14 protein-coding genes are annotated in these 14837 nt (G+C 39.5%); 6 read left to right on the forward strand and 8 right to left on the reverse strand.

Annotated elements, in window-relative coordinates; all coding sequences use genetic code 11:
* Position 1 precedes the first annotated feature (1 nt).
* The 3 genes from IQ215_RS12250 to tsaD all read right to left on the reverse strand — a co-directional run bounded on the left by IQ215_RS12250 (position 2) and on the right by tsaD (position 3036).
* Positions 2-454, reverse strand: a complete 453-nt coding sequence (locus IQ215_RS12250; protein ID WP_193801704.1) for a hypothetical protein — start codon at positions 452-454, stop codon at positions 2-4.
* Between the two features lie 18 nt (positions 455-472).
* Positions 473-1867, reverse strand: coding sequence for a MotA/TolQ/ExbB proton channel family protein (locus IQ215_RS12255; RefSeq protein ID WP_193801705.1), 1395 nt, complete (start codon positions 1865-1867; stop codon positions 473-475).
* A 104-nt stretch (positions 1868-1971) separates the two neighbouring features.
* Complete coding sequence (tsaD, locus tag IQ215_RS12260) at positions 1972-3036, reverse strand: tRNA (adenosine(37)-N6)-threonylcarbamoyltransferase complex transferase subunit TsaD (RefSeq protein WP_193801706.1); 1065 nt, start codon at positions 3034-3036, stop codon at positions 1972-1974.
* 150 nt (positions 3037-3186) lie between these two features.
* Here tsaD and IQ215_RS12265 point away from each other — a divergent pair, with 150 nt between their 5' ends.
* The 4 genes from IQ215_RS12265 to IQ215_RS12280 all read left to right on the forward strand — a co-directional run bounded on the left by IQ215_RS12265 (position 3187) and on the right by IQ215_RS12280 (position 5864).
* The gene (locus tag IQ215_RS12265; RefSeq protein WP_193801707.1) at positions 3187-3693 is read left to right on the forward strand and encodes a Photosystem I reaction center subunit III; all 507 of its coding nucleotides are present in this window, start codon (positions 3187-3189) and stop codon (positions 3691-3693) included.
* 40 nt (positions 3694-3733) lie between these two features.
* Complete coding sequence (psaJ, locus tag IQ215_RS12270; protein WP_015222960.1) at positions 3734-3862, forward strand: photosystem I reaction center subunit IX; 129 nt, start codon at positions 3734-3736, stop codon at positions 3860-3862.
* Between the two features lie 213 nt (positions 3863-4075).
* Positions 4076-5089 (forward strand): type I glyceraldehyde-3-phosphate dehydrogenase, encoded by a 1014-nt coding sequence (locus tag IQ215_RS12275; RefSeq protein WP_193801708.1) that lies wholly within the window; start codon positions 4076-4078, stop codon positions 5087-5089.
* 313 nt (positions 5090-5402) lie between these two features.
* Positions 5403-5864, forward strand: a complete 462-nt coding sequence (locus IQ215_RS12280; protein ID WP_193801709.1) for a hypothetical protein — start codon at positions 5403-5405, stop codon at positions 5862-5864.
* A 292-nt stretch (positions 5865-6156) separates the two neighbouring features.
* Here the strand turns inward: IQ215_RS12280 and IQ215_RS12285 are convergent, their stop codons facing one another.
* From IQ215_RS12285 to IQ215_RS12300, 4 genes are all read right to left on the reverse strand, one after another.
* The gene (locus tag IQ215_RS12285; protein ID WP_193801710.1) at positions 6157-7152 is read right to left on the reverse strand and encodes a nitrate ABC transporter ATP-binding protein; all 996 of its coding nucleotides are present in this window, start codon (positions 7150-7152) and stop codon (positions 6157-6159) included.
* Between the two features lie 90 nt (positions 7153-7242).
* Positions 7243-9243 (reverse strand): nitrate ABC transporter ATP-binding protein, encoded by a 2001-nt coding sequence (locus tag IQ215_RS12290; RefSeq protein WP_193801711.1) that lies wholly within the window; start codon positions 9241-9243, stop codon positions 7243-7245.
* Positions 9244-9378: 135 nt separating this feature from the next.
* Complete coding sequence (gene ntrB / locus IQ215_RS12295; protein ID WP_193801712.1) at positions 9379-10218, reverse strand: nitrate ABC transporter permease; 840 nt, start codon at positions 10216-10218, stop codon at positions 9379-9381.
* 126 nt (positions 10219-10344) lie between these two features.
* Positions 10345-11652 carry a CmpA/NrtA family ABC transporter substrate-binding protein gene (locus IQ215_RS12300; protein WP_193801713.1) on the reverse strand — a complete coding sequence of 436 codons (1308 nt, stop codon included), beginning with the start codon at positions 11650-11652 and terminating at the stop codon, positions 10345-10347.
* A gap of 323 nt (positions 11653-11975) precedes the next feature.
* On the opposite strand from IQ215_RS12300, the gene IQ215_RS12305 reads away from it, so the two are divergent.
* Together IQ215_RS12305 and IQ215_RS12310 are read left to right on the forward strand one after the other, a co-directional pair.
* On the forward strand, positions 11976-12458 hold the full coding sequence (locus IQ215_RS12305) for a DUF2752 domain-containing protein (RefSeq protein WP_193801714.1): 483 nt from the start codon (positions 11976-11978) through the stop codon (positions 12456-12458).
* Between the two features lie 29 nt (positions 12459-12487).
* Positions 12488-12754 (forward strand): TM2 domain-containing protein, encoded by a 267-nt coding sequence (locus IQ215_RS12310; protein WP_193801715.1) that lies wholly within the window; start codon positions 12488-12490, stop codon positions 12752-12754.
* A gap of 225 nt (positions 12755-12979) precedes the next feature.
* Here the strand turns inward: IQ215_RS12310 and IQ215_RS12315 are convergent, their stop codons facing one another.
* Positions 12980-14578 (reverse strand): peptide chain release factor 3, encoded by a 1599-nt coding sequence (locus IQ215_RS12315; RefSeq protein WP_193801716.1) that lies wholly within the window; start codon positions 14576-14578, stop codon positions 12980-12982.
* Positions 14579-14837: the final 259 nt, after the last annotated feature.

Here is a 14837-nt window from a genome sequence, read left to right on the forward strand (position 1 = left end):
TTTATTCTGCAAATTTGATGGTTAAATCTTCGTCAATAGGTTCATAACCTATGTCGATATTTCTCGCTTCTACTAAATCTCTCACTTCATAAAATGTTTCTAGTCCCGTAGGTCTTAATATAACGATAATATATTCACTATCACGGTTATTTTCTACCTCTCTAATCAGTGTTAGTAAAGGAGAATTACTACGACTGATTTGATTTCTAGGGATAAATGTTTCCTCGGGATGAAGGATAATTCCATCTTGCCTACATTCAATATAGCGAGGAGTTTTTGAGGTATTTTGCCCTTCTTCTGTTTGCCCGATAATGGTTACTTCTGAACTACTTTCTATGCTTTCGGTGCTAATCACAATAATTAATAAAATTAGCGTACCAATGGTACAAGCTAAAACGGATAGGAAGGGAAATAATTCCATTTCTATTTTGTTAGAACGTAATTTTCTACGCATAGTAATTAATAAAAATATTTACGGTTCAATTTCTTCTATTAAACGAACTACTCTGGGTTTACTCAAATCTTTAATAACAGGTTGTAAAAGGGTGATTTGTTCTTGAATTATGTTAAGGGAATTTTCCATTTTACCTGCACTTTCGAGCGCCCTTACCATTCCACTAAAACTATTTTCTAATTTTGATAATTGAGCAATTTGTTCGCTAGATTTTTGGAGAGAATTAATTTTAGTATCTAGGATAAAAGCGATATTTTCCAGTTGATTTTTAAAAGTATTAATTTGTTGATCAAGTTCAACTTGACTAAGATTATTATGTTCTTTTATTTGATGAATTAATAATTTAATATCATCCACTAGGGTAGCATTAAAATTTTGTTGCTCTTGATAAGATTGAATTATTTTTTCTCTGTCGGTGAGAATAATTCTATTAACCTCTTTTATTCCTTCTACTAACTCCGATTCTTGGGTTTGAATTTGGTTAAATTGGTGGAGAAATTCTTTAAGTAGATTTTGGGCGGCTTCCCTTGCATAAATTTCCGCAGGTTGAATTAATTCTTCAGGGGTAGGTAAAGATTCTTTGATAGCCTGATTAATCGTTTTGCTGATAGTTTCTTTGTCGAGGGAAGAAGTAGAGGAGGTTTCTTTTTCTGAAAATCGAGGTAAAATTTTATCATTGATAAAAATATCTATCTGCAAGAGTAACTGTGATTCTATTCTTTCTACTAAAACGAGGGGAATCATCACCACCACACTCAATAATAAAGCCAGTAAGGTAGTATCAAAAGCCACCGCCAAACCCCCCGTAACAGTGCCGATACCTTCCCGAATTTGGTCAACTTCTGAAGCACTATCCAAAAAGCCAGAGAAGCCATTTACCGCTTGACTAATACCTAATACTGTACCCACAAAACCCAAAAGAGGTATTGCCCAAACTAAGATACGGGGAAAGGTGTAGGATGATTCTGAGGCACTCAGGTAAAAGGAGGAATCGTCAAGGGCTAATTCACCAGATGTTTTTCTACTCCCTGAATAAATATAGGCGCTTAAAACTCTTGATAGTCTATTATCAACTAAATTCCCTGATTCAGAAAAGTATTCACACATTTGTTTTACTTTAACTGATTTATGATTTTCGAGGGGGATATTAGGGGGAATTTCTAATTTTTTGAGGGTTTTAAATTCTGTTTTGATTTTAAAAAATTTATCAAGGGTGCTACTGATAACGAAACAAGAAAGAAATACTACTAAATATTGTGTGATACCTCTGTCTATTAATAAAATCCCCAAATAAGTGTCTCTAAAAGGTAATAATAAACTGTATATAGCAATGGTCAAGAGACTAGAAAATAATAACACGAGGGGTAGATTAATATCTAATTCCTGACGATTATTAGTGATTGAATTGGGCATTGTCTGAGGGAGTAATGGTTTGTCAAATTACAGTTTAGCTTATTCAACAATTGATAATGGAGAATTGACAATTAAACTATTATCACCCCTACCCCTCATCACTACTATCCCTGAGAGGAGGATAAATACAATTCTCTTACTCTTTCTATGCTCATCCTTGATGATACTTCAAGGTTAAGGGGCGATCGCACCTTATGATTAAAATGTTCTGCGGCCGCACAACCAATCATGGCAGCATTATCGGTGCAATACTTAAGAGGAGGAAAATAAACCCTCAAACCATGCTCCTGACAAGCCGATTGCATACAATCCCGCAACCCACTATTGGCCGCCACTCCACCCCCCACCGCAATAGTATCTAAGCCCAAATCTAAACAAGCCCTAACGGCTCTTTTTGTCAAGGCCTTGGCTACGGTAGCCTGAAAACTAGCACATAAATCAGTGATGGGTAAATTTTCCTCCCCCATTTCCTCCTTTAACTTAGTTACCAAACGCAACACCGCCGTTTTTAAACCACTAAAACTCGAATCATAGGGATGAAAACCCTGATTATTAGGTAAGGAAACTCGCCCTTCAGGTAACTTAAAGCCTTGGGGATTACCTTCTTTTGCTAATTTATCAATGATAGGCCCCCCCGGATAGCCCAAATTTAACAACCTTGCCACCTTATCAAACGCCTCCCCCGCCGCATCGTCACGGGTAGAGCCGATATTTTCGTATTCTCCGCAACCTTTAACATGAATCAGGCTAGTATGCCCCCCCGACACCAAAAGACAGAGGAAAGGGGGGTTTAAATCGGGCTGGGCGAGGTAAGAGGCATAAACATGACCTTCGAGGTGATGAACCCCCAAAAAAGGTTTATTATGTACCATAGCGAGGGTTTTTCCCGCTATTACCCCCACCATCAACGAACCCACTAACCCGGGGGTTACCGTAGAGGCGATCGCATCTATACCATCCCAACCTAACCCCGACTCCTCCAAGGCTCTAGCAATACAGGGGTTAACCATTTCCAAATGTTGCCTAGAAGCCAACTCAGGCACTACTCCCCCATAGGTTTGATGTAATTTTATCTGGGATGCCACCACATTACTTAAAACGGTGCGATCGCACACCACCGCCACACTGGTATCATCACAACTACTTTCAATTGCTAGAATAGTCGCCATTATTTTGTCAATTTGTTAAGAATAATAAAGTTTCTTCCTATTACTTTACTGCATTTCCCGAATCGCTGTAAGATCACGTTTGAAGCAAATTTTTATGCTTCATTTTTTGTAACAATAACTTGTTGTTTCGTAACAAAAGGAAACAATTTTATGGGTAAAATATTCAGTCTCGTATTAGCATTTACACTTTCACTAACACTATGGGGCAACTTCAGCGCCCCCGCTCACGCAGATTTATCTCACCTCACTCCCTGTAGTGAATCTGCCGCTTATCAGGCAAAAGCCAAAAACTTCCGCAATACCACCGATGATCCTCAATCTGGACAAAAAAGAGCCGAAAGATATGCCGAAGCCCTCTGCGGCCCTGAAGGCTATCCTCGCTTAGTAGTAGATGGCAGATTAGATCACGCAGGTGATTTTATCATCCCCGGTTTACTATTTCTCTATGTAGCAGGTTGGATTGGTTGGGTAGGTCGTGCCTATCTTATCGCCATCAGAGGGGAAAAAGATACCGAAATGAAAGAAATCATCATCGATGTACCCCTAGCATTCAATAAAATGTTACTTGGCTTTAGCTGGCCTTTACAAGCATTAGCAGAGCTAAAATCTGGCGCATTAACTGCTAAAGATTCTGAAATTCCTATTTCACCTCGCTAATATTCATTGATTTTTAATTATTTTTTGGGAGATTTTTTTGATGAAAGGTTTACCTGCTTTTTTATCTACCGCACCTGTGTTAATTACTGCATTGTTAGTATTTACAGCGGGTCTATTAATTGAATTTAACCGCTTTTTTCCTGATCTTTTATTCCATCCCATGGGATAAGTTTTATAAAAAAAAAGATTAACATTCGAGGGTGTAGCCAATTTTTCTGAGGCTATGCCCTTTTTATTAACCTTTATGTAATATAGTAAACTACAATTTTCTTAGCAAAAAAAATCTCAAAATGGGGTTTGAACAATACAGTCTTTACGATATGATTAGGGTCATTACAAAAATTTATTGTACTTAATTAAAATACCAGAGGTAATAAAAACAGTGGTTAGAATAGCTATTAATGGTTTTGGAAGAATTGGACGTAACTTCTTACGTTGTCTGTTAACTAGAGAAAACAGCGACCTAGAATTAGTCGGTATCAACGACACTTCCGATCCCCATACTAACGCACATCTTCTCAGATATGATTCCATGCTGGGAAAACTAGACGCTGATATTAAAGCCGACGACAACTCTTTAATCGTTAACGGTAAAACTATTAAATGTGTATCAGATCGTAATCCTCTCAATCTACCTTGGGCTGATTGGGGCGTAGATATGGTTATCGAATCTACTGGGGTGTTTGTTACCGAAGAAGGAGCATCCAAACACATTCAAGCGGGAGCAAAAAAAGTATTAATCACCGCCCCCGGTAAAGGTGGTAACATTGGTACTTATGTTGTCGGTGTTAACCATGAAGACTATGACCACGACAAACATAACATCGTTAGTAACGCTAGTTGTACTACTAACTGTTTAGCTCCCGTTGCCAAAGTATTACATGAAAACTTTGGTATTATCAAAGGTACTATGACCACCACCCACAGTTATACTGGGGATCAACGCTTATTAGATGCTAGTCACAGAGACTTAAGACGTGCGCGGGCAGCGGCGGTCAACATTGTACCTACTAGCACTGGTGCTGCTAAGGCTGTAGCCCTTGTATTACCAGATCTTAAAGGTAAATTAAATGGTATCGCTTTAAGGGTTCCTACTCCTAATGTTTCTGTGGTCGATTTAGTAGTACAAGTAGAAAAGAGTACCATTGCTGAACAGGTTAATGATGTACTTAAAGAGGCTTCTGAAGGTTCTTTAAAAGGAATTTTAGGTTATAACGACTTACCTTTAGTATCCTGTGATTATCGTGGAAGTGATGTATCTTCTATTGTAGATGCTAGTTTAACCATGGTAATGGCAGGGGATATGGTTAAGGTTGTGGCTTGGTATGACAACGAATGGGGTTATTCTCAAAGGGTTGTTGACTTAGCTGAATTAGTGGCTAAAAAATGGAAATAAGATGATCATTATTTGATCACTTTAGCTCATCATTTCCTGACTTTTTCATGGGGAAGAATGTATTTATATACGTTCTCCCTTTTTTCTTATGTACTTTTGTGGTTAGATTTGGGATAAGGTGCGCTCGGGGGTAATTAAGATTACTACTACTGTTAAGATAGTATTGTGGTATTTGTAAATTAACTTTGAAACAGACATTTAGATTGATTTTGTCTGATTGAGGAAAATAATCAGAATTAACCGTCACTATTATTAATAAATTGGTCGTGTGAATATTCTTTTTGGTAACAGTTTCTAATGAGGTGATAATACAATGGGGCAAACTGTAGAAAAACAGAGAAAAAAATGGTTATCGAAGCCAATTGGTGAAAAATTAGAGGAGGCTGGATTAATTTCTAAATATCAAATAGAAGTAGCCTTAATTGACCAAATATCCTACATTGACACTAGGTTAGGAGAAATTTTAGCCCTTAGGGGATGGTTAAAGCAAGAAACGGTGGATTTTTTTGTTAAAGATATACCCCGTTTGGTTTTTGCTGAGGAAAAAATTCGTATTGGTAGTTATTTTAAGGCGGCGGCTTTATTGGATGAGGGACAAATCGGGGAAATTTTGGACGAACAAATCCACTCGGAGATAAAGTTTGGTTATATTGCAGTTTTAAAGGGTTATTTAAAGCAGGAAACTTTAGATTTTTTCTTGCGACATTTTGTTTATGATGGATTAGAAAGAAAAACGATTTGTCAGAGTAAAGAAACTTTTATTCAGGGTGAATAATTTTAGAGAAAGTAAGGTAAATATTTGGATTAAAATACCTTACTAATACTCAATATTATTAACCTGAGTTCGGGATAAGATTTATAGTCTTGTAAAGGTGTAAATAATTGACAATTGACAATGAATAATTGAACTATTTTACCCTTACTCCTCATCTCCCATACCCCCCATCTCTTGTAATCTAACCATACTCACAAATCCCGAACAGAGGTTATTATTAGGAATAAATTTGACACTGACATAGTAAAACCTCATATTTGTTAAAATCACTACCCCAGTTTTACATCGCACCTTAATTGACAGATTCAACGGTGGCGGGGGTGGAGGCGGGACGACTGCTGAAGGATTGCCACATGGTTACTCCGACAATACCTGCTAAGACAACCCCTGCGATCGCCCCTAAAATTTTACCCTTATTAACAGGCTCTTCCTCCATGTCCATTTCTTCGGTATCCTGAGGATCTTCAGAATGTGCATAACGATTGTACAAAAAGTCGATGGCTTCGTTGCGTAATTCATAATAACGAGGATCTTCGGTTACCCGTTCCCGAATACGAGGACGATCAAAGGGAATCTCCATAATTTCCCCCACCTTAGCACTAGGCCCATTGGTCATCATCACGATGCGATCGGCTAAAAATAAGGCTTCATCAATATCATGGGTAATCATTAATACTGTCAAACCATAATCTGCCCAGATTTTTAATAACTCCTCTTGCAACTCCTCCTTGGTAATGGCATCAAGAGCTCCAAAAGGCTCATCTAAGATCAACACCTCAGGTTTGATGGCCAATGCACGGGCGATCGCCACCCGTTGTTTCATTCCCCCCGAAATCTGTCCCGGTTTTTTAGTGGCCGCCTCAGTTAAACCCACCATTTCCAGATGATGATTAACAATTTCTTTCTTCTCCAAATCAGATTTATCAGCATAAACCGTATTAACCGCTAGATAAATATTCTCATAGGCACTTTTCCAAGGCAATAAAGAATAATTTTGAAACACCATCATGCGATCAGGGCCTGGCTCGGTAATGGGTTGATCATGGAGAGTGACAGTGCCACTAGAAGGGCCATGAAATCCTGCTACCATGTTTAAAAGGGTTGATTTTCCACAACCAGAATGACCAATTAAGCAGATAAATTCGCCTTTTTTTACCTGAAGATTTACCCCATCTAAAACCACATATTCGCCAGTTTCTGTGGGATATACCTTAGAAACATCACTGATATTTAAAAAAGCCTGATCTTCTTTTGATAACTTCACTTGAGAATTTGTCACGGTTTGCATTGTCCTTATACCTAAATTTTTGTAAGAAAAATTGTTATGTTGTTCCTAGGTTTTCATGGCTCATTCCTTAAACCCAGGGAAGATTAACTGTTATCCCACGGGCTGATCTAACAGTGCCTCGGTAACTCGAAAATCGCGCTTGATGGTGAGCCTTTCAAGGTAACCAAGGGGATCATCAGGATTAAATACCATGCCATCAAAAAGGGTGAAATTTTGACGGTTAGGGGCAGAATCAGGTAAGTTCAACTGGCGCAACGCCTCCCCTAAAAGTTCTGGGCGACGAACCCTTTCCAAAACCTCAATCCAGTTACGGGGGAAAGAAATATAACCCCATCTTGCCAACTGTGTTAGTACCCATAATCCCTCTGAGCGGGAGGGGTAATTGGCTTGATCCACAAAAAATTGATTGTACCGTAGGAGGTTTTCTGGTTCATCGTCTAGGTTACGGCGATAGGGTTCGGTGAACCCTGGTTTGAGATATTGTGGGGAGACTCCCAAATATTCGGGTTTTGCCAAAATTTCTAAAATTTCTTGACGGTTACGGCGATCATCGCAATATTCACAGGCTCTGATGAGGGCTTTAATCAAGGCGATATGGGTAAGGGGATATTTATTAGCCCATTCCTCTTTTACCCCCAACACTTTTTCGGGGTGACTTGCCCATATATCTAAGTCGGTGGCGATGACATATCCATAATCGTCCAACACTGAATGGGTGTTCCAAGGTTCTCCTACACAATAACCATCAATGTTTCCTGCCTTGAGGTTAGCTACCATCTGGGCGGGGGGAATCACAGAAAGGGCGACATCTTGGTCGGGATCGATGCCTCCAGAGGCTAACCAGTAACGTAACATCAAGTTGTGCATGGAGGAGGGGTGAACCATGCCGAAGGTATGGACTGCGTCTGGGGTAGAGGCGATCGCCCTTTGTAAGTCTTCTAGGGTTTTAACTCCTTGTTGGGCGAATTTTTTACTCAGGGTGATGGAGTTACCATTACGGCTCAATACCATGGCAGTGACCACGGAAACGGGAGCTTTGCCCCTTGCCCCCAGGGTCATACTTAGGGGCATTCCTGCCAACATAGAAGCCCCATCAAGGCGATTTTCGGCCACCCCAGAACAGATGGTTTTCCAACTACTTTCACGGCTAAGGGTAACTTGACTCAATCCTTCTTCCTCAAAGAAACCTTTTTCTTTGGCAATGATGAGGGGGGCGGAGTCAGTAAGGGGCATGAAACCCAAGTTGAGGTTGATTTTTTCCAATCCGTTAGCAGAAATTGTAACCGGTCCCACCACGGTTTTAGTTTTGTTGGAGCGTTTTTGTTGGTTGAGGAAATAGACCATTTCGTTACGTAGGGCGTAGTAACTGGGGTGATTTACCACCTCTAGGCGGTGTCGTGGACGGGGGATAGGTACTTCGAGGATCTGTCCGATATGGGCTTCTGGTCCGGTGGTGAGCATCACTACCCGATCTGATAATAATAGGGCTTCATCCACATCGTGGGTTACCATAATGGTGGTTACATGGTTTTGCTCCACGATTTCCATTAATCTTTCCTGTAAGTTTCCTCGGGTGAGGGCATCCAACGCTCCAAAGGGTTCGTCTAGTAATAATACTTTAGGTTTGATGGCTAAGGCACGGGCGATCGCCACTCGCTGTTTCATACCCCCCGAAAGTTGCCCCGGTTTTTTGTTGGCCGCATGGCGTAAACCTACCATGGTAATAGCTTGATTAACGATGGCTTTTTTTTCGGCGGGGGATAAATCTTTCATTACCTCATTGACAGCCAAGGCGATGTTTTGCCTAACGGTTAACCATGGCAGCAGGGAGTAGTTTTGAAAAACCACCATGCGATCGGGCCCTGGTCCTTCGATTTGTCTTCCCTCAAGGATTACACCGCCGTTGGTGGGTAAGTCTAACCCTGACACCATATTTAAGAGGGTGGATTTACCACAGCCAGAATGACCAATAAGGGAGATAAATTCCCCTTTTTTGATTTTTAGATCAATGTTTTTCAGGGCGATGTATTGTCCACCGTCAGCGAGGGGAAATATTTTGTCTAGTTGATCAATTTCTATAAATGAAGACATGGTGATAATTGATAATGGATAATTGAGAATTGATAATAAAAACTTTTATATGCAGTGGAGAAACTTAAAGCAGAGAATTGTTGATGGATTATCATCTAAACTATTCCCCGTTCCCTGTTCCCCATTCCCTAAATTCTATTTTTGTTCTTCGGTAACTACGAAGGAGGCGATCAAACTTACGAGGCGATCGAGCAGTAAACCAACAATACCCACATACACCAGGGCGATAATGATTTCTGACATAAAACCACTGTTGTAAGCATCCCAGATAAAAAAACCAATTCCCACACCACCTACTAACATTTCAGCAGCGATAATCGCTAACCAAGATAAACCGATACCAATTTTTAAACCTGTAAAAATATAGGGAAGGGTGGAGGGAATGAGAATATTAAAAAAGAAGGTTACTTTAGAAAGGTGTAATACTCTCGAAACGTTACGATAATCTTGGGGAATTTGTTGCACCCCTACGGTGGTATTAATAATGATTGGCCAAATGGCAGTAATAAAAATTACAAAGATAGCACTAGGATCGGCTTGACGCATGGCGGCTAGGGAGATGGGCAACCAAGCGAGGGGGGGAATAGTTCTGAGTACCTGAAAAATAGGATCTAGGGCAGCATAAAATAGTTTGTTACTACCGATTAAAATTCCTAGGGCAATACCGACAACGGTAGCGAGGGAGAAACCAATGGCCACCCGCTGTAAACTGGCGAGAATTTGCCAAAATAGTCCTTTATCAACGCCACCGTTATCAAAGAAAGGATCGATAATATAAGGATTCCAGGTGTCTTGAATTACTTCGATGGGGGTAGGTAGGGTGACATCATCAGGGGAGGCGACAATTTGCCAGATTACCAATAAGACAACTAGGGCAACGATGGGGGCAATTATTTTTTGAGGAGATTTAACAATATTCTTGATTGTTGAGTTGATGGGGTTCTTTTTTTTCCGTAAACTAGCTTGAGCAACCATGATCTTTAATTAATAATTAATAATTGATAATTGATAGTTAGAAGAAGTGAATAGTTTTAGGTTGTAATGTACTATCTCAACTTTTTCTATTCACTCTGATAGGTGTTTAACACTTAAAACCTTGTTTTAAATGCTCTTGAATTCGAGACTATCTAAATAGGCTTGGGGGTTTTCGGGGTCAAAGGTGGTACCATCAAAAAAGGTTTCTACTCCCCTTGATGTTTCGGTGGGAATTTGATCTGCTGGAGTACCGATCGCCTCGGCGGCCTCTCTCCACAAGTCTTCTCTATTTACTTGCTCGACGAGGGCTTGGGTGTCGGTATCTTGAGGAATGTAGCCCCAACGGATATTTTCGGTTAAAAACCATAGGTCATGACTTTTATAGGGATAGGAAGCGTTGTCGCGCCAGAATTTCATGGCATATTCAAAGTTTTCTTCTACTCTCCCTGTACCAAAATCGATGTTACCTTTCGATCTTTCGACGATGTCTTCGTAGGGTACTCTGAACCATTTATTTTGAGATACTATCTGACACATTTCTTCTACGTTTTCGGGGCGATCGCACCATTGTTGCGCTTCTAAAACTGCCATTAATAAAGCACGGGCGGCTTTGGGGTGTTGATCTACCCAATCTTTACGCATGGCAAAGGCTTTTTCGGGGTGATTATTCCATAACTCCCCTGTTACCAATGCGGAATAACCTTCCCCTTGCCCCACTAACTGAGCATTCCAAGGCTCTCCCACACAAAAAGTGTCCATGGTATTGGTTCTCATGTTTGCTACCATCTGCGGGGGGGGGACGGGTACAACGGAAGCATCGCCATCAGGGTTTACACCGTTAGCCGCTAACCAGTAACGCATCCATAAATCATGGGTACCTCCCGGGAAAGTCATGGCCGCGGTAAAATCTCTACCCTCGGCTTTAGCCTGAGCTACTGCTTCTTGTAATCTTTCGGCAGAATCTAAGGTTACATCGGGGAAGGCATTACTTACGGAAATTCCTTGACCGTTAGTATTAAGACGGGCCAAAATATACATAGGTACTGGTTCATTGGTGGTCGTTCCCAAGGTCATTTGATAGGGCATGGGTGTTAAGATGTGCGCTCCGTCAATACCACCACCCGCCGAACCTAATTCAATGTTATCCCGAGTCACAGGCCAGGAGGCTTGTTTTAGTACCTCCACATCGGTCATGCCATATTTGGCAAAAATTCCTTTTTCAAGGGCAATAATTAGGGGAGAAGCATCGGTGAGGGCGATAAAACCAAATTTAGCGGAAGTAATTTCGGGAGCATTTTCTCCCATATCAATGGTTTCTACTTGTTCAACGTTGGTGGTTGTGTTGGTGTCCGCACCGCAACCATGTAATATTGCCGCTCCTACGGCGGTTAAACCACTGGTGACAAGAAATTTTCTACGGGATAATCTGCTCATTTTTATTCGCTAAGTTAAGACATATTAATTGAATCGTTGTTAAATTTATATTTTCTTTACAATTATTTCTCGGTATCTATTGTTACCGTATGTAACTTTATATGATTTAAGTGCTAAAATAAGATGACAAAAACGCATATATGGTTAAGGATTGATGGAAAAGTCAGCTCATCGGGTAAATTGATAATCAACAATCGAGTTTTTTTACTTAAATATTAATTCTTTATAAATTTTTAATATTTGAGCATAAAATTTAATGGCAAAAAAGTAGTTAAAACTTAAAATAAAATAAATCCTGAATTAATGGTGTTTGAATTAAATTAATGTTTCGTTTTACCACAACTTCCATATCTTCTCGAGGTGTGTATGGGCGATCGCTCTTATTTCTGATTTTAAGCTCTGTTATTGTGGGTTCATATCTACTCAATATTACAGAAACAGAATCCCCTTTTTCTTGCATAATCTTAGCTTTTACGGGTATCCCTTGCCCCGGATGTGGACTAACTAGATCGTTTTTAGCCATGGCCGGTGGTAATATTTGGGAATCATTTTATTATCATTTATTTGGTCCTTTATTATTTATTATTTTTCTTGTTTATTCGCTTCATTTATTTTTAGAAATAATTACTAAAAAAAAGGTTAAAGCAACGTATCTAAAATTAGCACAAAACAAAAAGTTACAATACTTGATTTTATTTTTAATTTTGGTTTATTATTTGAGTAAACTTATTTTTCTTCATAGTACAGGGGAGTTAACAGAAAGTTTTTTATCTTCCCCTTTAGCAAACCTTATTTATCAACGGTAAAAAAATAATTAATATTAGGAATAAAGAAAATGAGCGAATTTAATGCTTCAGAAGTTCAAAGTAAAAAAATGGCGGCGGGTATTTGTGGAATTTTGCTAGGTTCTTTCGGTATCCACAAATTCATTCTTGGTTACAATCAAGAGGGAATTATATTACTTTTAGTTAGTCTGCTCACCTGTGGATTTGGTGCCGCCATCACGGGTATTATTGGCATTGTGGAGGGGGTAATTTATTTGATGAAAACAGATGAGGAATTTTATAATATGTACCTCAATGGTAAACAACCTTGGTTTTAATTAATGAAAAGTTTAAAGATTAATAGTATTAAAACAAAACTGTTTTTGTTTATTTTTGGATGTGGTTATTTGACGGTTTTTTCTAATTTTGATATTACCTATCCATTTTTGAAACCTTATTTAGTGCTTTTACCAGTTCAAATAGGTTTAATTTTTTACTTTTTGTGGAGAAATAAAACTAAATAATTGTAAGCCCAGCATATAACTGGGGCTTTTTTGATCAAATTAAAGGGCGATCGCACTTAACCTTAAATCAGGATGATCAGCCTTTACCTGATTAATATTCCAATCATTTTTGAATAATAAAACAGGACGATCAAAAGCATCCTTAACCACCATCGTATTAAATAAACGACCCACCTTTTCAAGCGCTTCCCAACCATCTACCACCCAACGGGCAGCGCCATAGGGCATCGGCTCAAGCCTAGAATCCACATTATATTCATTTAAAAGGCGATGTTGTACCACCTCAAATTGTAACTGCCCCACCGCCGCTAAAATAGGATCTCGGATAAAATCATCCTTAGAGTACATAATTTGTACTGCGCCTTCTTCCTGTAACTCCTGTACCCCTTTTTGAAATTGTTTAAACTTAGAAGGATTAGGATTTTTAAGATAGGCGAATAACTCAGGGGAAAAACTAGGAATTTTGTCATATTCAATCTTTTTACCCAGATAAATAGTATCCCCAATGGCAAACATGCCAGGATTATTCAAACCGATAACATCTCCAGGATAGGCTTCCTCAATGGATTCCCTTCCTTGGGCAAAGAGCTTTTGAGGGCGAGAAAGACGGATAGTTTTGCCCGTGCGCGCGTGGTTTACCGACATATCCTTTTCAAATTTCCCCGTACACACCCGCACAAAAGCCACCCTGTCACGGTGTCTTGCGTCCATATTTGCCTGTAATTTGAAGACAAAACCACTAAAATCGGGATAGGTAGGCTCTAATTCCCCTAAAGTAGAATTTCGGGGAGTAGGGGGCAAAGCATACTCCAAAAAAGCATCAAGGAATAAACGCACCCCAAAATTAGTCATGGCACTACCAAAAAATACAGGGGTCATTTTTCCTGCGTGGATGGCTTCTAAATCGAAATCCGAAGCAACTTCTTCCAATAATTCCAACTCTTCTAAGGTTTGCTCATACAAATCTCCATCCAGATAATTTTCAATGGTACTATCTCCATGGGGGATAACGATTTCTGGTACTTCCCCCTTACCATGGGCTACCCTATCAAACAGGTGATAAGCCTTTTGACGGCGACTATAAACCCCTTTAAAGTAATCTCCCATGCCCACAGGATAGTTAACTGCAAAGGTTTTTAAACCCAATTCCTGTTCAATTTCATCTAATAATTCTAGGGGTTCACGACCAGGGCGATCCATTTTATTAACAAATGTAAAGATAGGGAGCGATCGCAACTTACAAACCTCAAATAACTTACGGGTTTGAGGTTCTAAACCCTTAGCCGCATCAATCAACATCACCGCATTATCGGCCGCCGCTAGGGTGCGATAGGTATCCTCACTAAAGTCTTGGTGTCCGGGAGTATCCAAAAGATTAATCTGATAATTGCTGTAGGCAAACTGTAACACCGTAGAAGTAATAGAAATACCCCTTTGCTTCTCCATTTCCATCCAGTCAGAAGTAACCTTCCGTTGCTCACCCCTTGCCTTCACTGCCCCCGCCTCATGGATAGCACCCCCATAAAGCAATAGTTTTTCTGTCAAAGTCGTTTTACCAGCGTCAGGGTGAGAAATAATCGCAAAATTGCGGCGTTTGCTCACCGCCTTTAATAATTCTTGTTCAATGGTTAAAGCCATAATTTATTATCTATACTTACAAAAAAACCTAGTAACCAATTTTTGTTCCAGTGTTCAGAAAATTTAATAACTAGGACAACATACACCTTAACAAAAACGGTATCAAAATCCTATCTTAAAAGTGTCAAAAGAGGACACCCGTTAGATTCCTCAGCAACAAAAATGCCCATAGGAATTAACGGGTGATGAATTTTGACCAATAAACAAAACATTTTAATTCCTTATTCTTGAGGAATTTTTTGATTCTCAACATATTTTT

It is taken from the genome of Cyanobacterium stanieri LEGE 03274 (genome assembly GCF_015207825.1).
GTDB lineage: Bacteria > Cyanobacteriota > Cyanobacteriia > Cyanobacteriales > Cyanobacteriaceae > Cyanobacterium > Cyanobacterium stanieri_B.